The sequence below is a fragment of the Streptomyces sp. NPDC054047 genome, assembly GCF_055585065.1.
The window spans coordinates 189739-212312 of sequence record NZ_JBVJKV010000001.1 but is presented as its reverse complement, the minus strand read 5'-3'; the positions used below and the strand labels follow the sequence as shown (position 1 = coordinate 212312).

The window sequence follows — 22574 nt, the reverse complement described above, 5'->3', positions numbered from 1 at the left end:
GCGGGGGAGTGGGCAGGAGCCCCGGGGCCGTGATGCGACTCCCATGGTTCGACTCCCATGGTGCGACTCCCCGAACCCGCAGCGGGAGCGCCCTGCATCATGGGACACGTGCGACTCGAAGCGATCACCTGGGACCGGCTCACGGACGCCCTCGCCGACCGCCTGCTCGACCTGAAGACGGCCGACGCGGGCCCCTGGCCCCGCGTCGCCTTCGACGGAGCCCCGGCGGGTGAGCCCGGCGAGCTGGCCCGGAGCGTGGCCGACGCGCTGCGGGTGCGTGGGCGGTCCGCGCTCGTCGTCGGCACGGAAGACTTCCTCCGCCCCGCCTCGCTGCGCCTCGAATACGGGCACGAGGACGTGGAGGCGTACTACAGCGGCTGGTTCGACACCGGCGCGCTCTGGCGCGAGGTCTTCGGCCCGCTCGATCCGGGTGGCACCGGACGGGTGCTGCCCGACCTGTGGGACCCGGCCGCGGACCGCGCGACGCGCAGCCCGTACGTTCAACTCCAGCCCGGCGCGCTGCTGTTGCTGCACGGCCCGTTGCTCCTGGGCCACTGGTTCCCCTTCGACCTGACCGTCCATACGAGCCTCTCGCCGGGCGCCCTGCGGCGACGTACGGCGGAGAGCGAGCGCTGGACGCTGCCCGCCTTCGAGCGGTACGAGGCGGAGACGGACCCCGGTTCGACGGCCGACGTGGTCGTACGCGCGGACGATCCACGGCACCCGGCGTGGAGCGGCTGACGGCATCCGGAGTGGAGCGGCTGATGCCACCCGGCGCAGGCGGCCGGCGGCGCGACGAAGGAGATTGAGCGAACCCCTTTTATATGCACGTGCATGTAGTTAGAGTCTGGGCATGGCAACGACAGCGCTCCACTTCAGCGAATCGGTCCGCACCCTCCTCGACGGCAAGAACTTCGCCAGTGTCGCCACCCTCGGCCCCGGTGGCGCACCCCAGAACTCGGTGGTGTGGATCAAACGGGAGGGCGACACCGTGCTGTTCTCCTCCACGGCGCGGCGTCAGAAGGTCCGCAACCTCGAACGCGACCCGCGCATCAGCATCTCGGTCTTCGACCTGGCCAACCCGTACACGTCGACCGAGATCCGCGGCGTCGCCGAGATCCTCCCCGATCCGGAGAAGCGGCTTCCGTACGAGCTCGCGCACAAGTACCTGGGCATCGACCCGCCCGGCGAGAAGGACGAGGAGGCCCGGGTGATCATCAGGGTGACCCCGGAGAAGGTCGTCGGCTTCTCCGCCTGAGGCCGTGCCCGTCTGAGGCCGTTCCCGCTCGTGGCCCGGCGGTCGTCCGTGGCCCGGCGGTTGTCCGCGGTCCGGCGGCCGTCCATGGCCCGGCGGCCGGAGTCTCGGCGTGCGGACCTCCGGGGGCCCGGCGAGAATGAGGGGCGCCGGGACTAGCGGTGCCTCCGCGCCGCGCCGGCCGTCCGGCCCCGGGAGGTACCTCATGACCACCGCCGGAGACATCATGCACCGCGGTGCCCAGTGGATCCCCGCACACGAGACCCTGGACCGCGCCGCCCAGCTGATGCGTCAGCTGGACGTGGGCGCACTGCCCATCAGCGACGAGAACGAGCGGCTCTGCGGCATCCTCACCGACCGCGACATCGTGGTCGGCTGCGTGGCGATGGGGCACGACCCGTCCAGGGTGACCGCGGGCGACATGGCCAAGGGCACGCCACGCTGGATCGACTCGGGCGCGGACGTCGACGAGGTCCTCCAGGAGATGCAGGGCAACCAGATCCGCAGGCTCCCGGTCATCGAGAACAAACGCCTGGTCGGCATGATCAGCGAGGCCGACCTCGCCACCCATCTCACCGAGGAGCAACTCGCGGGCTGGGTCGAGAGCGTCTACGCGAAGAGCTGACCACCGCACCACAAGTCGCCTCGCCCCGCCGGGCAACGGACGGCTCGCCGGAGATCCGCGGTACGCGCGATGCGCGATGCGCGATGTCTCCTAGAGCCAGCCGTTGCGCCGGAAGCCGCGGTAGAGCGCGCAACAGGTGGTGACGATCACGCCGATCACCAGGCCGTAGCCGTACTTCCAGTGCAGTTCGGGCATGTGGTCGAAGTTCATTCCGTACACACCGCAGACCATCGTCGGTACGGCGATCACGGCGGCCCAGGCGGTGATCTTCCGCATGTCCTCGTTCTGCGCGACCGTCACCTGGGCGAGGTGGGCCTGGAGGATGGAGTTCAGGAGTTCGTCGAAGGAGGCGATCTGCTCCGTGACGCGCTTGAGGTGGTCGTCCACGTCCCGGAAGTAGGCCTGTATCTCCGGGGCGATCGCCTGCATCGGCTGGGTGGAGAGGGTCTGCAGGGGGCGGCCGAGCGGCACCACGGCCCGCTTCAGTTCGAGGAGTTCGCGCTTGAGCTGGTAGATGCGGCCCGGGTCGGTGCGCTCGCCGTCCTTGGAGAAGACGTCCATCTCCACCTGGTCGATGTCGGCCTGTACCGCGTCCGTCACGACCAGGTAGTCGTCCACGACGTGGTCGGCCAGCGCGTGCAGGACCGCTGCCGGGCCCTTGGCCAGCTGCTCGGGCGCAGACTCGAGCTCCTCGCGCAGCGGGCCGAGCGAACCGTGGCGGCCGTGCCGCACGGTGATCACGAACTCCTTGCCGACGAAGACCATGATCTCGCCGGTGTCCACCACCTCGCTGGTCGCGGTGAGTTCGGCATGCTCCACGTAACAGACGGTCTTGAACACGGAGAACAGCGTCTCGTCGTACCGCTCCACCTTCGGCCGCTGGTGGGCGTGGACCGCGTCCTCCACGGCGAGCGGATGCAGGTCGAAGAGCTCGGCGATGCCCGCGAACTCCTCCTCCGTCGGCTCGTGCAGCCCGAGCCAGACGAATCCGTCACCGCTCTTGCGGACGCGCTCGACCTCCTCGACGAGATCGCGGCCGCCTTCCTGGCGCACGCCTTTCCGGTACGTCACGCACTTGACCACCGCCGAGCCCAGGGGGGAGCGGGCGGGGTGGCTCAGGTCCACACGGCTGTGCTTGCGCACGAACTGGGCGACCCGCGCGACTTTCCGTAGGCCGCCTACCTTGCGGAGGTTCCCTACCTTTCGCAGGTTGCCTGCCATCGACATGCGTGGCTCCTCGTTCTGGTGACGTGACGTGCCAGTCTGCCAGTACGTCCTGACGGCGCGGCCGGAGCCTGGGGGAACGGAAGACTCCGCTCCGGGCGTGCGGAGCCGCCTCCCCGGAGCAAGCCGGGTAATTGGGATAATTACGGCATGACGCTCATCGACGGCTATCTGACCGGCAATCGGAATCGGCACGCCGAGGGGGCGGGCGCGGGTGCGGGGCAGCGCTCCGAAGCCTTCTCCGCGCTCTTCGACCCCACGACCTTCCGGCACATCGAGCGGCTCGGCATCGGGCCGGGGTGGCGCTGCTGGGAGGTCGGCGCGGGCGGCACCTCCGTCGTCTCCTGGCTCGCCAAGCGGGTCGGCCCCACCGGGCGGGTCCTGGCGACCGACGCGGACATCTCCTGGCAGACGTCGGCCGCCCGGCCGCCGGTGGAGGTGCGCATGCATGACGTGGGGGTGGACGCGCCGCCCGCCGAGGGCTTCGATCTCGTCCACGCGCGGCTCGTCCTCGCCCGGGTGCCGGACCGGGAGCTGGCCCTGCGGGCGATGATCCGGGCTCTGCGGCCCGGAGGGCGCCTGCTGATCGAGGAGCCCGACCCGGCCCTGCAGCCCCTGCCGTGCCCGGACGAGTACGGGCCTGCGCAGCAGCTGGCGAACCGGCTGCGGCACGCGCTGCTCACCGAGCGCGGCGCCGACCTCGCGTACGGGCGTGCCCTGCCCCGGCTGCTTCGGGCGGCGGGCCTGCGCCAGGTGGAGGCCGACGCGTACTTCCCCCTGACCTCCCCCGCCTGCACGGCCCTGGAGACGGCCACGATCCAGCAGTCCCGCACGGCCCTGACATCCGCGGGCCTGGCCACGGAGGACGACATCACCGACCACCTCGCGAACATCGCCGCAGAGCCGATGGACCTGGCGACACCCCCCTTGATCTCAGCCTGGGGCCGCAAGCCCTAACCTCCCCCGCAACACCCCCTTACGGAACGAACCTCTCCCACCCCCCCCACCAGATCACCCCGCACGCCCCCTGCCCGAACAAGCCTTTCCCGCCCACCCGCCCGATTGCCCTGCGGTAGGGGCGGGTGGGCCATCCGCGACGTGGCGAGATGCAGCGCGGCCGGATGCGCAGATCGGTCCCCAACGCACCCGCAGCGCGCTACGCAGGCCAGGGGGCGTGCCGGTATGTCCGTCCGGAGCACGGTGCGCTGGACTCGTCGGCCGAAGCATGCAGGCGCTCGGGCCGTGTTAGCGAGGAGGGACATACCGGCGCGGCGCCGCCCCTGAGGCGGACAGTGACGCTAGCCCCTGTGCACCCGCAGCGCGCTAGGCACGTCAGGGGGTGTGCCGGTATGTCTGCCCGGAGCACGGTGTGCTGGACTCGCCAGCCGAAGCGTGCGGGCGCTCGGGCCGTGTTAGCGAGGAGGGACGTACCGGCGCGGCCCCGCCCCCAAGACGGACAGCGGCGCTCACCCCAACGCACCCGCAGTCGGCAGTGCGGCCCACACCCGAAACGGCCCCCCCCCGCACGGGAAACCCGCCCCTACCCCGGCCTCCCGCCCACCAGTTCGACGGCGCGGGCCCCCGCCCTGCAGCCCTCCGCCGAAGCCTCGTAAAGCCCCGCCCCGTCCAAGCGCGCCGCAAGGAACGCGCCCGTGAACGCGTCGCCCGCCCCCGTCGAGTCGCGTGCGGTCGCGGGCAGCGCGGGGATCTTCGCCCGCACCTCGCCGCCCCTGGCGACCAGCGCACCCGCGGCACCCTGCTTGACCACCACCACCGGGTACCGCCGGCTCAGGCCGGCCGCCGCATCCGTAACCCCCAGCCCCACCTCGCGTCCCGCCCCCGCCCCAGGCCCCGCCCCAGGCGCCCCCGCCAGCAACCGCGCCTCACCCTCACTCGGCAGCAGCACATCCACCCCCTCCGTCGCCGCCAGGAACCGCTCCGCCCCCAGCTCCGCCAGGAACCCCGCCGACGCCGGGTCCACACTCACCGGCACGCCACGCGCGCGTGCCGTGGCCAACGCCGCCTCGGCCGCCTCCCGGCTCGGCTCCGCGAAGAACAAGTAGCCCGACAGGTGCAGCCATCCCACCCCGTCCAGAAGGTCGGGCGCGGACGACCAGTCCGCGCCCGACAGGCGCAGCGACGCGCCGCTGTCCGTCAGGAACGTCCGCTCGGCCCCGCCCCCGACACCCCCGTCGACCAGACAGATCACGGTGCCCGTAGGCGCCTCGGAGTCGACGATCAAACGCGAACGCACCCCCGCGCGCGTGAGCGCCTCCTCGTGCCACGTCGCCGAATCCGCACCGACCCGCCCCAGGAGCCGTACGTCGCGGCACCCCCAAGAAGCCGCCCAGCAGGCCACGTTGGCGCCCGCACCACCCGGCACCGTACGGATCGCCGCCGCCGTGTCCGTGCCGGGAACCGGCGGCGTACGGTGCCGCGCGACGATGTCCGTGACGACGTCGCCGACCACCAACAGGGCCCCGCCCCGCGAGCTCACCGCCCGACCCCGTGAGCTCACCGCCTCGCCCCGCGAGCCAACCGCCCCACCCCCAGAGCTCACCGCCCCGCCCAGGCCGCCGCGATCCGCCCCGCGAGCCGCACATTGCCCCGCACCGCCGCGAGATTGGCGCTCAGCGACGCACCGTCGGTGCGTCGCACCAGCTGGTCCAGGAGGAACGGCGTGACCGCCTGCCTGGTGATGCCCCGCTCGGCGCACGCCTCCAACGCCTCGGCGAGCACGCGCGCGTGCAGCGCGGGATCGAGCTGCTCGGCCTCCGGGACGGGGTTCGCCACGAGCAGCGCGGACTCCGGACCGCCGACCGCGTCCTGGGCCCGCATCACCGCCGCGACCTCCCCGGGCGTACGCAGCGTCCAGTCCACCGGATGCCCGGAGTCGGTGAGGTAGAAGCCGGGGAAGCGGTCCGTCCCGTACCCCGCCACCGCGACGCCCAGCGTCTCCAGGCGCTGCAGCGTCGCCGGCACGTCCAGGATCGACTTCACGCCCGCGCAGACGACCGTGACGCGCGTCCGGGCGAGCAGCCCCAGGTCGGCGGACTCGTCCTGCGTCACCGTCCACTCCCGGTGCACCCCGCCGAGCCCGCCCGTGGCGAACACCCGCACGCCCGCCCGCGCGGCGAGCAGCGCCGTCGCGGACACGGTCGTCGCCCCGCTCGCCCCCGCCGCGACCGCGAGCGCCAGATCGCGGTGGCCCAGCTTGCGGATGCCGTCCTCGTTCGCGACCCGCTCCAACTGCTGCTTGTCCAGGCCGACATGGGGGCGCCCGTCCAGTACGGCGATCGTCGCGGGGACGGCGCCCTCCTCGCGTACGACCTCTTCGAGCTCACGCGCCACCTGGAGATTGCGCGGGCGCGGCAGCCCGTGCGCGATGATCGTGGACTCCAGGGCGACGACGGGCCGCCGGTCCGCCACAGCCGCCTGTACCTCGTCGGACACCACCAACACGGGCCTGCCTCCTGCCTGTCGGGTCTCTCCTCATCCCTGTCATCCCTGTCATCCCTGGCGGGCGGCGCGCCCCGCCAAACCCTTGCGGCGCGGGGGAGGGGGCTGCAGCCTGAGGGGCATGACGGACAACACGACACGTCTCGACCACGTCGTCCTGTGGGTGCGCGACCCCGCGGCGGCAGCCGACTTCTACGAGAAGGTGCTGGGCCTCGAACCCCTGCACGTCGCCGAGTTCACGGCGGGCAAGGCATCCTTCCCGTCCGTGCGGCTCAACGAGGAGACCATCTTCGACCTCGCCCCGCTCACACTCGCCGAGCGCATGGACGTCGTGCCGGACGCGGCCAAGAGCGCGGGCCACCCGGTCAACCACGTCTGCCTCGCCCTGTCGGAGCCCGACTTCGATGCGCTGCGCGCCCGTCTGGAGGAGCGCGGTACGCCGGTGTCGGACATCTCGCAGAACGCGTTCGGCGCCCGCGGCAGGGCCCGCCGCAGCTTCTACTTCCGCGACCCGGACGGCAACGTCATCGAAGCGCGGCACTACGGAGAAGACGGGGCAAGCTGACCCGTGACGGAGGGCCGCGCGGCTCCCGGCTAGGGTGACCGGCCATGACCACGAATGATCAAGCCGTCACGCCGTCCTTTGCCGTGCACATCCCGGATGTCGACCTGGAGGCCGAGCCGCTCGACCCCGGGCAGATCGTCTCCGGCACCCCGGAGGTCACCGGCAAGGTCCTGTGGGAGTCGGCCGACGGCAAGCAGCTGCGCGGCATCTGGCAGATCACGCCCGGCGTGGTCACCGACACGGAGGCCAACGAACTCTTCGTGGTCGTCAGTGGCCGCGCCACGATCGAGGTCGAGGGCGGCGACGTGATCGAGGTCGGCCCGGGCGACGCGGCGGTCCTGCGCGAGGGCGACCGTACGACGTGGACCGTGCACGAGACGCTGCGCAAGGCGTACCACATCACGCTCGCCTGACCGCGGGGTCAGGATCCGAGGTCAGGCCATCTTGACCTCGGCCTTCTGACCTCAGGCACCTCAGCACCTCAGGCGCCTCAGCACCACCTCAGGCGCCTCAGCACCTCAGGCACCTGAGGCCAGGCACCTCAGGCCTTCTTGACCGCCCGACGCAGCGCCAGCGCCGCCATCGGCAGCAGCACGCAGACGCCGATGAGGTTGAGCCAGCCGTAGCTCGCCCGCGCGACGATCAGCCCGGCCGCCGCGCCGCCGATGCCCGCCGCCGTGTTCATGGTCAGGTCCGAGAGGCCCTGCACGGCGGCCCGGGCGGGCTGCGGCACCGAGTCGGTGAGCAGCGCGGAACCGGAGACCAGCCCCGCGGACCAGCCGAGGCCGAGCACGAATAGACCGGCGGCGGTCTGGCCGTGGCTCGGCCCCGCCGTGCCGGCGAGGAGCGCGGCGCAGCACAGCAGCCCGACCGCGAGGCCGATCACGGCGAGCCGCCCGAACCGGTCGGAGAGCCAGCCCATCACCGGCGAGAGCGCGTACATGCCCGCGATGTGGCCGCTGATGACCAGACCGACCAGTTGCAGGCTCGCCCCGTGGTGCCCCAGGTCGACCGGGGTCATGACCATGATCGAGACCATCACCGTGTGCGAAGCGGCCACCGTCACCAGCGCGAGCCGGGCCATCGGCGACGCGGCCACCGCGGCGACACCGGCCCGCAGCGAACGGCTCCGCGCGGACTGGTTCTCCTGCGGGGCCAGCGCCCGGGCGGTGAGCAGCGGGTCCGGGCGCAGCAGGACCGCCACCACGAGACCGGCTACGGCGAAGATCCCGGCGGCGAAGAGGAAGGGGCCTGCCGCCTCGGGTATGGAGGTGCCGGAGAAGGCACGGCTCGTGGGTGCGGCGATGTTCGGACCGAGGACCGAGCCGATGGTGGTGGCCCAGATGACGAGGGAGATGGCACGTCCGCGCCGGTCGGGTTCGGCGAGGTCGGCCGCCGCGAAGCGGGCCTGCAGATTCGCCGACGAGCCCGCCCCGAAGCCCGCCATGCCGAGGAGCAGCAGGGGGAAGCTCTCGACGACGGCGGCGAGCACCACGAGCCCGGCCCCCAGCGCGCCGATCAGATAGGCGAGGACGAGTCCCGGCCGCCGTCCGCGCGAGGTCATCAGCGCGGCGAGCGGCAGCGAGAGCAGGGCCGTGCCGGCCACGGACGCGGTGGGCGCGAGGCCGGACAGCGCCTCCGTCCCGCTCACCTCGGTGGCGAGCATCGGGGCCAGGGCGATGCCGATCGGTACTCCGAGCCCGCCCAGTATCTGGCTGGCGACCAGCACCGCGGTGGTGCGGCGGCGCAGGGCGGGCAGTGCCTCTGGCGCGGGTATGTCAGGAGCGTCGAGGGTCGAAGTCACTGACGCAGTGTGCCAGGACGCCCGTGCGCGCGAAACAGACTCGTCCACCGCGCGCCGGAGCGTGAGATCCACCGCAGGCCGGACCTGCCCACCGCGCGCCGGAGCGTGAGATCCACCGCAGGCCGGACCTGCCCACCGCGCGCCGGAGCGTGAGATCCACCGCATGCCAGACCCACCCACCAGCGCACCGGAGTGTCAGAACAACGGCTGCGGCAGGACCCCTTCCAGGGCGAGCAGCTGTCGCTTGGTCTCGACGCCGCCGCCGAAGCCGCCGATGCCGCCGTCGCTCTCGACCACGCGGTGGCACGGCACGACGACCGGCAGCGGATTGGCGCCCATCGCCATGCCGACCGCCTGGGCCGCGCCGGGCTGGCCGACGCGGCGTGCCAGGTCTCCGTACCCCACCACGGCGCCGTACGGGACGGTGGTCAGTTCGCGCAGGACCTGGCGGTTGAACCCGGAGATCAGCGACCAGTCGAGCGGCAGCTCGAAGTCGTGGCGCTCGCCCGCGAAGTAGTCCGCGAGCTGGCGTATGGACTCGGTGAGGAGCGGAGAGTCCGGTGCTTCGACCGGCTCGGCCCCCAGTCGGGAGCCGAGCCGCTCCAGTGCCTTGTCGCGCACCGCGTCCGAGGCGTGGAAGACGACGCTGACCAGACCGTCGTCGGTCGCGGCCAGCAGCAGTGGGCCGATGTCGCTCGCGACGACGGCCCACACCACCTGCCGTGAGTCGTCCTGCTCCGGACGGCCCTGCCCGTGCTGCCCCTTGGCGTTCATGTGGACCACCGTACGACCGGGCACTGACAACGCCGTCCCGCGAGCCCGCCGGCGCTACTCGGAGATGGCCTCGCGCACGACGTCGGGTGTGTTCGTGATGATGCCGTCCACCCCGAAGTCCGCCACCCGCTTCGCCGCGGCCGCGTTGTTCACGGTCCAGGTGAAGATCTCCAGGCGCTTGCGGTGCGGCCCCTTGAGCGCGTGGATCGCGGCGACGTACTCCTTGGAGATGGAGGTGTGCGTCGAGTTGATCTGGTCGGAGAACTTGGCGTACGCGGGCAGATCGGCGACCGCGGGCGTACCGAGGAAGCCGGTCTTGATGTCGGGCCGCAGCTTGTGCACCGTCTTGACGCTGTCGGCGCTGAAGCTCTGGATGACGAGCTTGTTCTTGACGTGGTGGCGGTCGAGCCAGCCGGTCTTGCGCAGGACGGCGAGGCCCTGCTTCTCGATGCCCGGGTAGAGCTCGGGCTTCTTGAACTCGAAGACGAGGCTCTGGTGGTTGCGCGAGACCCGGTTCATGTACTGCTTCAGCGTCGGCACGCGCTGTCCGGCGTACTTCGGGCTGAACCAGCTGCCCGCGTCCAGCCGGGAGATCTCCTTCGCCGTGAAGTCCGCGACCTTCCACGGCGCGCGGTCGGGGTAGAGCTCCTCGACGTTCGTCGTCCGCTTCAGGGTGTCGTCGTGCATGATCACCAGCTCGCCGTCCTTGGTGCGCTGGACGTCGTTCTCGACCCAGCGGAACCCCATGTCAGCCGCCTTGTCGATGGCTGAGAAAGTGTTCTCCGGGGCATAGGCGGAAGCGCCCCGGTGCGCGACGACCAGCGGCTTGTCGTGCGAGACGGACGTCTGCGCGGACGTCTGCGCCGACGGCCGGTCGGCGGCGTGAACGGTGGTGGAGGGGAGGGCGAGTGCACCGGCTCCGAGCAGAGCGGCGGTGGTGGCAGCGGCAGCGCGTGCGTACAACGGTGACTCCTCGCGATGTTTGGGCACGGACCGGATGAGAGTGACAGTCCACGGCCAACGCGAGACAGGTGCAGGATGGCCACAGGTTGAACGGAGACAACCGGGATTCTTTCCCGGAAAATCGTTCGCAAGTTCCGGAGTGAGCTTTACTCTCTGCGTCAGCCCATGGCCTGTCAGTGGACGGTCGGCTGGGGCCACTTGGGGGCATTCCCGGGCATTTGGACACAACAGGCGGAAGGGCTACCGCGCATGCAGGGCACGGTCGACGGTTTCAGTTATGGACTTGTCACACCGGTGGCGGCGTACCTCATGGCGTGTCTCGGTGGAGCGCTCGGCCTGCGGTGCACCACCAGATCGCTCCTCGTGGCCCACTCCTGGAGGCCCGGTTGGCTCGCACTCGGGTCGGCGGCGATCGGTTCCGGCATCTGGACGATGCACTTCATCGCGATGATGGGCTTCACCGTCGAGGAAGCCCCGATCCACTACGACAAGGCGCTGACCTTCGCGAGTCTCGCCGTCGCCATCGTCATGGTCGGCATCGGGATCTTCATCGTGGGCTACCGCGGCGCGACCGGGACGGCCCTGTTCACCGGCGGAACGATCACCGGTCTGGGCGTCGCCTCGATGCACTATCTGGGAATGGCCGGTATGCGTCTGCGCGGGACGCTGGAGTACAACACCTTCACCGTTTCCGCCTCCGTCGTGATCGCCGTCGTCGCCGCCAGCGCCGCCCTGTGGGCGGCCGCGCAGGTCAGGGGTTTCCTCTGGAGCCTGGGCGCGAGCCTCGTCATGGGCCTGGCCGTCAGTGGCATGCACTACACCGGAATGGCCGCACTCCGGGTCCATCTGCACGGCTCGTCCGCGGCCCCGGTGGCCGGTGACTCGCCCGCCGAGCTGCTCGCGCCGATGATGATCGGCCCGCTCGCCTTCCTGCTCCTCGCGGGCGTGATCGTCATGTTCGACCCGCTGATGGTCATGGGCAAGGCCGACCTCCAGAACGCCGCACAGGGGCAGCGCGCCCCCTACCCCGTGCCGCGCTCGGGCGACCGGCACGACCCGCGGGCGGGCCGCAGGCCCCCGCAGCGCCCCGGCCCCAGGACCCCGCAGAGCTGGTGATCCGACCCCGTTGTCAGTGCGGGGTCGTACGGTGGGTTCCATGCGGCCCGTATCCAAGATCGAACGCACGGTGGCGCCTTTCGAGGTCGTCAGCAACTACACGCCAAGCGGCGACCAGCCGGCGGCCATCGCCGACCTGGAGCGGCGCATTCGCGCAGGTGAGAAGGACGTCGTCCTGCTCGGCGCGACCGGCACCGGCAAGTCGGCCACCACCGCGTGGATGATCGAGAAGCTCCAGCGCCCCACCCTCGTGATGGCGCCGAACAAGACGCTGGCCGCCCAGCTGGCCAACGAGTTCCGAGAGCTCCTGCCGAACAACGCGGTGGAGTACTTCGTCTCGTACTACGACTACTACCAGCCCGAGGCGTACGTCCCGCAGTCGGACACGTACATCGAGAAGGACTCCTCGATCAACGAGGAGGTCGAGCGCCTGCGCCACTCCGCCACGAACTCGCTGCTGACCCGGCGTGACGTGATCGTGGTCGCATCCGTCTCCTGCATCTACGGCCTCGGCACCCCGCAGGAGTACGTCGACAGGATGGTCTCGCTCAAGGTCGGCGAGGAGATCGACCGCGACCAGCTCCTGCGCCGCTTCGTCGACATCCAGTACACGCGCAACGACGTGGCCTTCGCCCGCGGCACCTTCAGGGTCCGCGGCGACACCATCGAGATCTTCCCGGTCTACGAAGAGCTGGCCGTCCGCATCGAGATGTTCGGCGACGAGATCGAGGCGCTCTCCACGCTGCACCCCCTCACCGGCGAGGTCATCAGCGACGACGACCACCTGTACGTCTTCCCGGCCTCGCACTACGTGGCGGGACCGGAGCGCATGGAGAAGGCGGTCACCGGCATCGAGAAGGAGCTCGCCGAGCGCCTCGCCGAGCTGGAGAAGCAGGGCAAGATGCTGGAGGCCCAGCGCCTTCGCATGCGCACGACGTACGACCTGGAGATGCTCCGCCAGATCGGCTCCTGCTCCGGCATCGAGAACTACTCGATGCACTTCGACGACCGCGATCCCGGCTCCGCGCCGAACACCCTCATCGACTACTTCCCCGAGGACTTCCTCCTCGTCATCGACGAGTCGCACGTCACGGTCCCGCAGATCGGCGCGATGTACGAAGGCGACGCCTCCCGCAAGCGCACCCTGGTGGACCACGGCTTCCGGCTGCCGTCCGCGCTGGACAACCGCCCGCTGAAGTGGGAGGAATTCCTCGGCCGCATCGGCCAGACGGTCTACCTCTCGGCGACCCCGGGCAAGTACGAACTCTCGCGCGGCGACGGCTTCGTCGAGCAGATCATCCGCCCCACCGGCCTCATCGACCCGGAGGTCGTGGTCAAGCCCACCGAGGGGCAGATCGACGACCTGGTGCACGAGATCCGCACGCGCACCGAGAAGGACGAGCGCGTCCTGGTCACCACGCTCACCAAGAAGATGGCCGAGGACCTCACCGACTACTTCCTCGAGCTGGGCATCCAGGTCCGCTATCTGCACAGCGACGTCGACACCCTGCGCCGCGTCGAGCTCCTGCGCGAACTGCGCGCCGGTGAGTACGACGTCCTGGTCGGCATCAACCTCCTGCGTGAGGGCCTCGACCTGCCCGAGGTCTCCCTGGTGTCGATCCTCGACGCCGACAAGCAGGGCTTCCTGCGCTCCGGCACCTCGCTGATCCAGACCATCGGCCGCGCGGCGCGCAACGTCTCCGGTCAGGTCCATATGTACGCGGACAAGGTCACCCCGGCGATGGAGCAGGCCATCGACGAGACCAACCGCAGGCGCGAGAAGCAGATCGCGTACAACAAGGAGAAGGGGATCGACCCCCAGCCGCTGCGCAAGAAGATCAACGACATCGTGTCGGCGATCGCGCGCGAGGAGGTCGACACGGAGCAGCTGCTCGGCACGGACTACCGCAAGGCGAAGGGCGCCGACGCGAAGGCGGCAGCCAAGGCGCCCGTGCCCGCGCTCGGCGGCAAGGCGGGCAAGGCGGCCAAGGGCAAGGCCGCCGAGAAGGTGCCCACCGACCGGCCCGCGGCCGAACTGGCCGAACAGATCGAGGAGATGACCGCGCGGATGCGCGCGGCCGCCGCCGACCTGCAGTTCGAGATCGCCGCACGGCTGCGTGACGAGGTGTCGGAGATGAAGAAGGAGCTCAGGCAGATGAGGGAGGCAGGACAGGCGTAGGCGTACTGCCTGGTGTGTTGCAAGACCGACACAAAGTGCTGCCCGCACTGCGGCACTGTCAGTGCCTCTGCATAGGGTGCTGGGCAACCGCACAGACCGGCGGTTGCCTAGGGCAGTTCGAGAGGGGACAGCGCGTGACGGTCAACATGACCAAGGGTCAGGCCATCAGCCTGCAGAAGGACGACGGGGGTGCCCTGACCGCGGTGCGCATGGGGCTCGGCTGGCAAGCGGCCCCGAGGCGCGGTCTGTTCGGCACACGCACGCGCGAGGTCGACCTGGACGCGTCGGCGGTCCTGTTCGCCGACAAGCAGCCGGTGGACGTCGTGTTCTTCCGTCACCTCGTCAGTGACGACGGTTCCGTGCGGCACACCGGTGACAATCTCGTCGGCGGTGTCGGCCAGGGCGGGGACGACGAGGCGATCCTCGTCGACCTGGCGCGGATCCCGGTCCACATCGACCAGATCGTCTTCACGGTGAACTCCTTCACGGGCCAGACGTTCCAGGAGGTGCAGAACGCGTTCTGCCGCCTGGTGGACGAGACCAACGGCCAGGAGCTGGCCCGCTACACACTCGACGGCGGCGGTCAGTACACCGCGCAGATCATGGCGAAGGTCCACCGCGCGGGCGCGGGCTGGCAGATGACGGCCATCGGCAATCCCGCCAACGGCCGCACGTTCCAGGACCTGATGCCGTCGATCCTGCCGCACCTGTAGGCACGCGGCACCGACAAGTACAGAGGGTACGAGGGGGACGAAGGCGATGACGGCCGAGCTGGTCCGGGGGCAGAACCATCCGCTTCCCGAGACCCGACTGGAGATCCGGATCTCGGTCGGCAAGCCGATCGTGGCGGGGGTCACGCTCAGCGACGACCAGGGCAAGGTGCGCGGCACGGACTGGGTGGCCCATCCCGGCTCGCCCACGCTGCCCGGGCTCGAGGTGCCCAGGCAAGCCGCCGCCGACCACCGCCTCGCGGTGGACCTCGGCGCCGTGCCCGAAGCGGTGCACCGGGTCAACGTCCTGCTCGCGCTGCCCGTGGGCGTCGGGGGACCGGTCAGCTTCGGCTCCCTCGCCGCGCCCTTCGTCGCCGTCACCGCACTCGACGGCTCCGAGGTCGCCAGCTACACCATCACCGACCTGGACGCCGAGTCCGCCGTCGTCGCCCTGGAGCTCTACCGCAGGCACGACGCGTGGAAGGTGCGCGCCGTCGGCCAGGGGTACGCGGGCGGCCTCGCCGACATGCTCACCGACCAGGGCCTGCCGCAGGCCCGCGAACTGGCGGGCACGATCAACGAAGCGGTGGCCCAGGGCCTCGCCCGCTCGGTGGCCGCGCCGCCGCCCCGCCCCTCGGACGAGGCCCGCGTGCGCACCACCGGACAGAGCACGCCCCCGGGCCCGGGAGCGCAGGGCCCGGACAGCACCGCCACCGCACCCCAGCCCACCCCGGCCACGCCCCAGCCGGGCGACGCGGGCAGCACGTCCGGCGGCCCCGTCAACTACAGCCACCCCGGCCGCCAGACCAGCGCACCGCCGCCGCCCCCGCCGACCGCGGCCCCGGCCGAGCCGGGCAGGTCCGCCCAGCCCGTGGCGGGCGACGCGACCGGCTGGTCCATGGAGGAGCGGCTCTACAACCAGGTGTGGGGCATGTTCGAGGACCTGGCCCGCACCACGGCCGCGTACCGAAGCGCCGTCGACTTCGCCGAGTCGCGCATGGACCAGGAGCTGGACAAGGTCCTCTCCGACCCGCGCAGCCGCATCGGCAACACCGGAGACCTCGCGCGCGAGGCCGCCCGCGCCAAGCACGGCCTTCTCGTCGACCGGGCGCGGGCCGCCCTCGACCGCGACCTGGGCCAGCTCGCCGCCGAGTCCGAGGTCGTCGAGCCCGCCCTGCCCATGGCGTTCGCCGGCTGGGACAGCCCTGTCTGGCACGCCTACCGCACCCCCATGGAGATCCCCATGGCGCTGCGCCTGGGCGACCTCCACCTGCCCGAGCGTCCGGACCTGCACATCCCGCTGCTGGTCAGGCTGCCCCTGGAGCGCGGCCTGTGGATCGACAGCGGCCGCTCCTCCGGCACGGACTCCCTGGCCGACGTGGACCAGCTGCGCCGCCTCGCCATGGACAGCGCGGTCGCGCACGCCGCGCGGTTGCTCGCGGTCTATCCGGCGGGCGAGTTCACGGTGCACGTCATCGACGCGGCGGGCTCCGCGGCCGGGGCGCTCTCGCCGCTGGTGACGGCGGGCGTGCTCCCCGAGCCGCCGGCCTCCGGCGCGGCAGGCGTCTCCGCGGTGCTCGCCAAGCTCACCCAGCGCGTGGACCTCGTACAGATGGCGATTCGCGCGGGCGCCGCCGACGCGCTGCCGCCGGACCTGGACACCGCCGAGCAGCTCCTGATCGTCAACGACTTCCCGCACGGCTTCGACGACCGCGCCGTGACCCAACTGCGCTACCTCGCGGACGAGGGCCCCGCGGTCGGCGTGCACCTGATGATGGTCGCCGACCGGGAGGACGCCGCCGAGTACGGTCCGCTGCTCGACCCGCTCTGGCGCGCGCTGCTGCGCCTGACGCCGGTGGCCGACGACCACCTCTCCGACCCCTGGGTGGGGCATGCGTGGACGTACGAACCGCCGATGACGCCGCCCGGCAGCCGGGTCCTCCAGCAGGTCCTGAACCAGGTCGCGCACGCCCGGCGCACGGGCGGACGCTGAGACGGTAAAGCGACTTTCGGTCCAGCCCGACCCACTCCGACCTGGCCTTTTGCCTATTGCTTGCCATCTCCTTTACTAAGTCTTGGTGTTTCGCGTACTCTTCTACCAGCGGAGGGGAGTACTCCCGAACGCGACGTACCCGTCAATACGGACCGCCATCGGTCCCGGGGCGTCGGCCCGCGGGGCGGTGAGCCGCCTCGGGTGGAAGAGACCTCCGGCAGCGACGACGCTGATCAGTAGCCGTACGACGCCGGAGGCGCAGTGGACGTTTCAATGACCCTTTGGGTGCTGACCATTCTTGGTCTCAGTGCCCTGATCGCGGCCGACTTCTTCATCGGCCGCAAGCCGCATGACGTGTCGATCAAGGAAGCCGGAATCTGGACGGGCGTCTGGATCGTGCTGGCGGCGCTCTTCGGAGTGGGCCTGCTGATCTGGGGCGACAGTCAGGCCTCCGGCGAGTTCTTCGCGGGCTTCATCACCGAGAAGTCGCTCAGCGTGGACAACCTCTTCGTCTTCATCCTGATCATGGCGAAGTTCTCGGTGCCCAGCCATCTCCAGCAGCGGGTGCTGCTGTTCGGTGTGCTGATAGCGCTCGTCCTGCGAGCGATCTTCATCGCCGCCGGCGCCGCGGTCATCGCCAACTTCTCCTGGGTCTTCTACATCTTCGGCGCGTTCCTCATCTACACCGCCTGGAAGCTCATCCAGGAGGCGCGCTCCAGTGACGAGGAAGAGGAGTGGGAGGAGAACCGCCTCCTGAAGGCCGCCGAGAAGAAGTTCGGCGTCGCCGACCAGTACCACGGCACCAAGCTGTTCATCCAGAAGAACGGCAAGAAGATCATGACGCCGCTCATGATCGTCATGCTCGCCATCGGTACGACCGACGTGCTGTTCGCGATGGACTCGATCCCCGCGATCTTCGGCCTCACCCAGGACCCGTACATCGTCTTCACGGCGAACGCCTTCGCGCTGATGGGTCTGCGCCAGCTGTACTTCCTCATCGGCGGACTGCTCAAGAAGCTGGTCCACCTCAGCTACGGCCTCTCGGTCATCCTGGGCTTCATCGGCGTGAAGCTGGTGCTGCACGCCCTGCACGAGAACGGGGTGCACGTCCCCGAGATCTCCATCCCGGTCTCGCTCGGCGTCATCTGCGGTGTCCTGGTGATCACGACGATCACCAGCCTCTTCGCCTCCAAGAAGCAGGCGGAGAAGGAAGCCGCGGAGAAGGCGGCCGACGAGAGCCCGAAGGACAGCAAGGACAGCATCGAGGCCTGACGGCCGCGGATGCAGGAGTCACCACCACAGGGAGTGGCCCGCGACGAATCGTCGCGGGCCACTCCCTGTGTCGTACGCGTCGCGCCGTACTCATCCCGGTCGCGTGCCCGTTGAGGGCGGTGCAGCATCGAAGGCATGATCACTCGGCTCCGGACGCCCGCCACGCAGTGGACCGCGGTCGTGCCGGTCCTCGCCGTCGTGCTGCTCGCCTTCACCTGGGGACGCGACGTGCCCGGCGCGGTCGTGGCCGTGGTGACGCTCGTGCTCGCCGGGGCCGTGCTCGCCGCCGTGCACCACGCCGAGGTGATCGCGCACCGCGTCGGCGAGCCCTTCGGGTCGCTCGTCCTCGCGGTCGCCGTGACGATCATCGAGGTCGCGCTGATCGTCACGCTCATGGCCGATGGCGGCGACAAGAGTTCCACGCTGGCCCGCGACACGGTGTTCGCCGCCGTGATGATCACCTGCAACGGCATCATCGGCCTCTGCCTGCTGGTGGGCGCCCTGCGCCACCGCGTCGTCAACTTCCAGTCCGAGGGCACCGGCGCCGCACTCGCGACCGTCGCCACGCTCGCCACCCTCAGCCTGGTCCTGCCGACCTTCACCACGACCAAGCCGGGCCCGGAGTTCTCCACGGCGCAGCTCACCTTCGCCGCCGTCGCCTCGCTCATCCTGTACGGCCTCTTCGTGACGACCCAGACCGTGCGCCACCGCGAGTACTTCCTGCCGATCACCCGCAAGGGCGAGGTGATCGACTCCGAGGAGGCGGCGGGGCCCTCCACCCGCACCGCCCTGATCAGCTTGGGGCTGCTCGCCCTCGCCCTGATCGGCGTGGTCGGCCTCGCCAAGGGGGTCTCGCCGACCATCGAGTCCGGCGTGGAGAGCGCGGGCATGCCGCACTCCGTGGTCGGCGTCATCATCGCGCTGCTCGTGCTGCTCCCGGAGACCATCGCGGCCGTGCGCGCCACCCGCCGCGACCGCGTGCAGACCAGCCTCAACCTCGCCCTCGGCTCCGCGATGGCCAGCATCGGCCTGACGATCCCGGCCGTCGCGGTCGCCTCGGTCTGGCTCTCCGGGCCGCTGGTGCTCGGGCTCGGCCCGACCCACATGGTGCTGCTCGCGCTCACCGTGATCGTCGGCACGCTCACGGTCGTGCCCGGGCGCGCCACGCTGCTGCAGGGCGGGGTCCATCTGGTGCTGTTCGCGGCGTACTTGGAGCTCGCGGTCACGCCGTGAGCCCCGCGTACGTTCGTCAGCCGACGCTCACGCCGTGACAGGGGCCGGTTCGCGGGCCGGCCGCGTCTCGGGCAGCAGCGCGAAGCAGCCCAGGCTCAGCAGCGCCACGGCCGTCAGATACGCCGCCACACCCCACGGAGTCCCCTCGCCCCGCGCCACCGCCGTCGCCACGATCGGTGTGAGCGCGCCGCCCAGGACCCCGCCCAGGTTGTAGCCCACGGCGGCGCCCGTGCAGCGCACCCGCGGCTCGTACAGCTCGGGCAGATACGCGGCGATCACGGCGAACATCGTGATGAACGCGAGCATCGCCACCAAAAAGCCCAGGAACATCAGCAGCGGCTCGCCGGTCGCGAGCAGCGCGATCATCGGGAACATCCACAGCGCCGAGAGCGCACACCCCAGCAGGCACAGGGGCCGCCGCCCGTACCGGTCGCCGAGCACCGCGGCCACCGGTGTCATGGCGCCCTTCACCACGACCGCCGCCATGATGCAGGCGAGCATCACCGTACGGCTGACGTCGAGCCGCTCCACCGCGTAGGCCAGGGACCACGTCGTCACGGCGTAGAAGACCGCGTACCCGACGGCGAGGCCGCCCGCCGTGAGCAGCACGAGCCGCCAGTGGTCGCGCACCACTTCGGCGAGCGGCACGCGCGCGTGCTCCCGCAGTTCCAGAAAGCTCGGGCTCTCGGGGAGGGACGTACGCAGGGCCAGCCCGGCCACCGCGAGCAGGCCCGCAGCCCAGAACGGCACCCGCCAACCCCAGGAGGTGAACTGCGCGTCGGTGAGGGTCGCGGAGAGCACCAGCATGATCCCGTTGGCAAGCAGGAACCCGATCGACGGCCCCATCTGCGGGAAGCTCGACCACAGCCCGCGCCGCTCGGCCGGCGCGTGCTCGGCGGTCAGCAGCACCGCCCCGCCCCACTCGCCGCCGAGCCCGAGCCCCTGAAGGAAGCGCAGCACGAGGAGCAGCACCGGAGCGGCCGTACCGATCGAGTCGTACGTGGGCACACAGCCGACGGCGACCGTGGCGACTCCCGTCAGGAGCAGCGAGCCGATGAGCACGGGACGCCGCCCGCGCCGATCACCGATGTGCCCGAAGAGGACGGACCCCAGGGGCCGCGCCACGAAGCCCACTCCGAATGTCGCGAACGCGGCGAGAGTTCCCGCGAGCGGCGAGAACGTCGGGAAGAACAGGGGGCCGAGCACGAGGGCCGCGGCCGTCCCGTAGATGAAGAAGTCGTAGAACTCGATGGCGGTCCCGGCGAGCGAGGCGGCCGCGAGCCGCGGCAGAGAAGGAGTGCCGGAGGCACCAGCTGTGCCGGAGGCACCAGCGGTACCGGCGGGGGAGTGGCTCTTGCGCATGCCGCGTCAACTACCCACCGTGACGGCCGGTTACGGGGGCGTGCGGAGGCGTGGGGAGCGTCCTCAGTACGCTGACGGCATGACGCGCACTCTTGCCAACGCCCCGATCATGATCCTGAACGGCCCCAATCTGAACCTGCTCGGTCAGCGCCAGCCCGAGATCTACGGCTCCGACACCCTCGCCGACGTCGAGGCGCTGTGTGCCAAGGCGGCGGCCGCGCACGGCGGCACCGTGGACCTGAGGCAGAGCAACCACGAGGGTCAGTTGGTGGACTGGATCCACGAGGCACGCGAGCACCACGCGGGCATCGTCATCAACCCGGCGGCCTACTCGCACACGTCAGTCGCGATTCTGGACGCGCTCAACACCTGCGACGGAATGCCGGTGTTGGAGGTCCACATCTCCAACATCCACCAGCGCGAGGCGTTCCGGCACCATTCGTACGTCTCCCAGCGCGCGGACGGTGTCATCGCGGGGTGCGGTGTGCAGGGGTACGCGTTCGCGGTGGAGCGGGTGGCGGCGCTGGTCGGCGGGGCCTGAGCCCTGCCGACGTACGCGGGTCACCAGCCCCGCTGACGCCACTCCGGCAGATGCGGGCGCTCCGTGCCCAGCGTCGTGTCGTTCCCGTGGCCGGGGTAGACCCAGGTCTCGTCGGGCAGCGTGCCGAAGATCTTCGTCTCGACGTCGTTCAGGAGGCTCGCGAAGGCCTGCGGGTCCTGGTGCGTGTTGCCGATGCCGCCCGGGAAGAGGCAGTCGCCGGTGAAGACGTGCGGGTGGCCGTGCGGGTCGTCGTACACGAGGGCGATCGAGCCCGGCGTGTGGCCCACCAGGTGACGCGCGGTGAGGGAGACGTGCCCGACGCTCACGGTGTCGCCGTCCGAGAGCGGGACGTCCGTGGGCACGGGGATGCCGACGGTGTCCTCGCGGCCCGCGTAGGTCCGGGCGCCGGTGGCCTCGACGACCGCGGCGAGTGCCTGCCAGTGGTCGCCGTGCTGATGGGTGGTGACGACGGACGCGATGCCGTCGTCACCGATCAGCGTGAGCAGCGTCTCGGCGTCGTTCGCCGCGTCGATCAGGAGCTGCTCGTCCGTGGCCCGGCAGCGGAGCAGATAGGCGTTGTTGTCCATCGGGCCGACCGCGACCTTCGAGATCATCAGGTCCTGCAGCTCGTGCACGTCCGCGCCGCCGCCGACCTTCACTGCTCCGCTGTACGTCATGTTCCTCAGCCTATAGCGGGGGCAGCGAGGGCAGGAGGCCGCCTTCGGCCGTCAGCGCCGAGCCGTCGCGACGGCCGGAGAGCCAGCCGACCACGTCGGGCGCGGGCCCGGAAACGGTGATCTCGGGCTCGCCGTCCCGGCCGGTTCTCCACGCGTGCGTGCCGTCCGTCACCCGCGTCGGCGGCACGTCGGGGTTCCCCGAGAAACGTGCCGCGAGGAACGCGATCTCCCGCTGCACGAACTCCTCCGGCAGGTCCTCCAGCTCGTACCCGATGCCCAGATCGACATGGTGCAGCTCGGCCTCGACCCACCGCCTGAACGGCACCCGCGACGCGGAGTCGGTTACTCCGTTGCGCATCTCGATGGTGCGGGACCAGTCGGCAGGGACCGCGGCCTGGGCCTCGAAGCGCTCCGCGGACTCGCGTACGTCCACCAGCTGCTCGGCCAGCGGCCTGGGCGCGTCCCGCTCGATGTCCGCGTCCCGGGCGTCGCCGCTGACGTACATGGGCCGCCCGGCCAGGACGTTCACGAGCGCGTCCGCGTTCCGGGCGATGTGGGCGAGCACATGGCCGCGGGTCCAGCCCGGCAGCCGTGACGGCTCCGCGGTCGAATCGTTGTTCAGTTTCGCGGCTGCTGTGAGCAGCCGGTCGGTCGCGTCACGTACAGACGCCAGGTCGCGCACATGATCAATCATGCGCCCGACGATAGTCGCGCCACACGTTCGGGTGAAGGTGTCTGAGCAGCGCCGCAAATCGAATGCACGTGCTATATGGTCGGGTGCGGCATCGGGCATTCTTGGTGGTCCGGGTTTGTTATCAACCA

The 22574-nt window shown here is 70.8% G+C and carries 22 protein-coding genes; 13 read left to right on the top strand and 9 right to left on the bottom strand.

Going from position 1 to position 22574, the window contains the following annotated elements; all coding sequences use genetic code 11:
• Positions 1 to 108: 108 nt before the first annotated feature.
• The 3 genes from ACZ6ZP_RS01030 (at position 109) to ACZ6ZP_RS01020 (ending at position 1880) form a co-directional block, all read left to right on the top strand.
• Positions 109 to 741 carry a nucleoside/nucleotide kinase family protein gene (locus ACZ6ZP_RS01030; protein ID WP_383819671.1) on the top strand — a complete coding sequence of 211 codons (633 nt, stop codon included), beginning with the start codon at positions 109 to 111 and terminating at the stop codon, positions 739 to 741.
• 112 nt (positions 742 to 853) lie between these two features.
• Positions 854 to 1258, top strand: coding sequence for a PPOX class F420-dependent oxidoreductase (locus ACZ6ZP_RS01025; RefSeq protein WP_351162106.1), 405 nt, complete (start codon positions 854 to 856; stop codon positions 1256 to 1258).
• Between the two features lie 202 nt (positions 1259 to 1460).
• Complete coding sequence (locus ACZ6ZP_RS01020; protein WP_351162104.1) at positions 1461 to 1880, top strand: CBS domain-containing protein; 420 nt, start codon at positions 1461 to 1463, stop codon at positions 1878 to 1880.
• Between the two features lie 90 nt (positions 1881 to 1970).
• On the opposite strand, the gene corA is transcribed toward ACZ6ZP_RS01020, so the two are convergent.
• The gene (gene corA, locus ACZ6ZP_RS01015) at positions 1971 to 3107 is read right to left on the bottom strand and encodes a magnesium/cobalt transporter CorA (RefSeq protein ID WP_383819676.1); all 1137 of its coding nucleotides are present in this window, start codon (positions 3105 to 3107) and stop codon (positions 1971 to 1973) included.
• A gap of 147 nt (positions 3108 to 3254) precedes the next feature.
• Here corA and ACZ6ZP_RS01010 point away from each other — a divergent pair, with 147 nt between their 5' ends.
• Positions 3255 to 4061 carry a methyltransferase domain-containing protein gene (locus ACZ6ZP_RS01010; RefSeq protein ID WP_399977916.1) on the top strand — a complete coding sequence of 269 codons (807 nt, stop codon included), beginning with the start codon at positions 3255 to 3257 and terminating at the stop codon, positions 4059 to 4061.
• Between the two features lie 583 nt (positions 4062 to 4644).
• Here ACZ6ZP_RS01010 and ACZ6ZP_RS01005 read toward each other — a convergent pair.
• Both ACZ6ZP_RS01005 and ACZ6ZP_RS01000 read right to left on the bottom strand, forming a co-directional pair.
• Positions 4645 to 5622, bottom strand: a complete 978-nt coding sequence (locus ACZ6ZP_RS01005; protein ID WP_469405123.1) for a carbohydrate kinase family protein — start codon at positions 5620 to 5622, stop codon at positions 4645 to 4647.
• A 38-nt stretch (positions 5623 to 5660) separates the two neighbouring features.
• Positions 5661 to 6566 (bottom strand): pseudouridine-5'-phosphate glycosidase, encoded by a 906-nt coding sequence (locus ACZ6ZP_RS01000; RefSeq protein WP_469405121.1) that lies wholly within the window; start codon positions 6564 to 6566, stop codon positions 5661 to 5663.
• 118 nt (positions 6567 to 6684) lie between these two features.
• Between ACZ6ZP_RS01000 and ACZ6ZP_RS00995 the strand changes: the two genes are divergently transcribed.
• Together ACZ6ZP_RS00995 and ACZ6ZP_RS00990 are read left to right on the top strand one after the other, a co-directional pair.
• Positions 6685 to 7128 carry a VOC family protein gene (locus ACZ6ZP_RS00995; protein WP_366462202.1) on the top strand — a complete coding sequence of 148 codons (444 nt, stop codon included), beginning with the start codon at positions 6685 to 6687 and terminating at the stop codon, positions 7126 to 7128.
• 44 nt (positions 7129 to 7172) lie between these two features.
• Positions 7173 to 7541, top strand: a complete 369-nt coding sequence (locus ACZ6ZP_RS00990; protein WP_351162092.1) for a cupin domain-containing protein — start codon at positions 7173 to 7175, stop codon at positions 7539 to 7541.
• Between the two features lie 128 nt (positions 7542 to 7669).
• On the opposite strand, the gene ACZ6ZP_RS00985 is transcribed toward ACZ6ZP_RS00990, so the two are convergent.
• From ACZ6ZP_RS00985 to ACZ6ZP_RS00975, 3 genes are all read right to left on the bottom strand, one after another.
• The gene (locus ACZ6ZP_RS00985) at positions 7670 to 8932 is read right to left on the bottom strand and encodes an MFS transporter (protein WP_366462203.1); all 1263 of its coding nucleotides are present in this window, start codon (positions 8930 to 8932) and stop codon (positions 7670 to 7672) included.
• Between the two features lie 195 nt (positions 8933 to 9127).
• Entirely contained in the window at positions 9128 to 9706 is a 579-nt protein-coding gene (locus tag ACZ6ZP_RS00980; RefSeq protein ID WP_351162088.1) for a methylated-DNA--[protein]-cysteine S-methyltransferase, read from the bottom strand.
• Between the two features lie 54 nt (positions 9707 to 9760).
• Complete coding sequence (locus ACZ6ZP_RS00975; RefSeq protein ID WP_399977931.1) at positions 9761 to 10669, bottom strand: glycerophosphodiester phosphodiesterase; 909 nt, start codon at positions 10667 to 10669, stop codon at positions 9761 to 9763.
• Between the two features lie 249 nt (positions 10670 to 10918).
• On the opposite strand from ACZ6ZP_RS00975, the gene ACZ6ZP_RS00970 reads away from it, so the two are divergent.
• The 6 genes from ACZ6ZP_RS00970 to ACZ6ZP_RS00945 all read left to right on the top strand — a co-directional run bounded on the left by ACZ6ZP_RS00970 (position 10919) and on the right by ACZ6ZP_RS00945 (position 19172).
• A complete protein-coding gene (locus ACZ6ZP_RS00970; protein ID WP_351162084.1) occupies positions 10919 to 11785 on the top strand; it encodes an MHYT domain-containing protein in 867 nt (288 codons plus the stop codon).
• Positions 11786 to 11825: 40 nt separating this feature from the next.
• Positions 11826 to 13964 carry an excinuclease ABC subunit UvrB gene (gene uvrB / locus ACZ6ZP_RS00965; protein ID WP_351162082.1) on the top strand — a complete coding sequence of 713 codons (2139 nt, stop codon included), beginning with the start codon at positions 11826 to 11828 and terminating at the stop codon, positions 13962 to 13964.
• Positions 13965 to 14098: 134 nt separating this feature from the next.
• Positions 14099 to 14677 carry a TerD family protein gene (locus tag ACZ6ZP_RS00960; RefSeq protein ID WP_344521847.1) on the top strand — a complete coding sequence of 193 codons (579 nt, stop codon included), beginning with the start codon at positions 14099 to 14101 and terminating at the stop codon, positions 14675 to 14677.
• Positions 14678 to 14723: 46 nt separating this feature from the next.
• The gene (locus ACZ6ZP_RS00955; protein WP_468617029.1) at positions 14724 to 16667 is read left to right on the top strand and encodes a TerD family protein; all 1944 of its coding nucleotides are present in this window, start codon (positions 14724 to 14726) and stop codon (positions 16665 to 16667) included.
• Between the two features lie 261 nt (positions 16668 to 16928).
• The gene (locus tag ACZ6ZP_RS00950) at positions 16929 to 17939 is read left to right on the top strand and encodes a TerC family protein (protein WP_454429272.1); all 1011 of its coding nucleotides are present in this window, start codon (positions 16929 to 16931) and stop codon (positions 17937 to 17939) included.
• 135 nt (positions 17940 to 18074) lie between these two features.
• Positions 18075 to 19172, top strand: coding sequence for a calcium:cation antiporter (locus tag ACZ6ZP_RS00945; RefSeq protein ID WP_351162075.1), 1098 nt, complete (start codon positions 18075 to 18077; stop codon positions 19170 to 19172).
• A 27-nt stretch (positions 19173 to 19199) separates the two neighbouring features.
• On the opposite strand, the gene ACZ6ZP_RS00940 is transcribed toward ACZ6ZP_RS00945, so the two are convergent.
• Complete coding sequence (locus tag ACZ6ZP_RS00940) at positions 19200 to 20462, bottom strand: MFS transporter (RefSeq protein WP_383819952.1); 1263 nt, start codon at positions 20460 to 20462, stop codon at positions 19200 to 19202.
• 151 nt (positions 20463 to 20613) lie between these two features.
• Here ACZ6ZP_RS00940 and aroQ point away from each other — a divergent pair, with 151 nt between their 5' ends.
• Positions 20614 to 21075, top strand: coding sequence for a type II 3-dehydroquinate dehydratase (gene aroQ / locus ACZ6ZP_RS00935; protein ID WP_190083240.1), 462 nt, complete (start codon positions 20614 to 20616; stop codon positions 21073 to 21075).
• A gap of 20 nt (positions 21076 to 21095) precedes the next feature.
• Here aroQ and ACZ6ZP_RS00930 read toward each other — a convergent pair whose 3' ends face one another.
• Complete coding sequence (locus tag ACZ6ZP_RS00930) at positions 21096 to 21752, bottom strand: MBL fold metallo-hydrolase (RefSeq protein WP_351162073.1); 657 nt, start codon at positions 21750 to 21752, stop codon at positions 21096 to 21098.
• A 10-nt stretch (positions 21753 to 21762) separates the two neighbouring features.
• Positions 21763 to 22446: a maleylpyruvate isomerase family mycothiol-dependent enzyme gene (locus ACZ6ZP_RS00925; protein WP_361463584.1), complete on the bottom strand. Its 684-nt coding sequence runs from the start codon at positions 22444 to 22446 to the stop codon at positions 21763 to 21765.
• Positions 22447 to 22574: the final 128 nt, after the last annotated feature.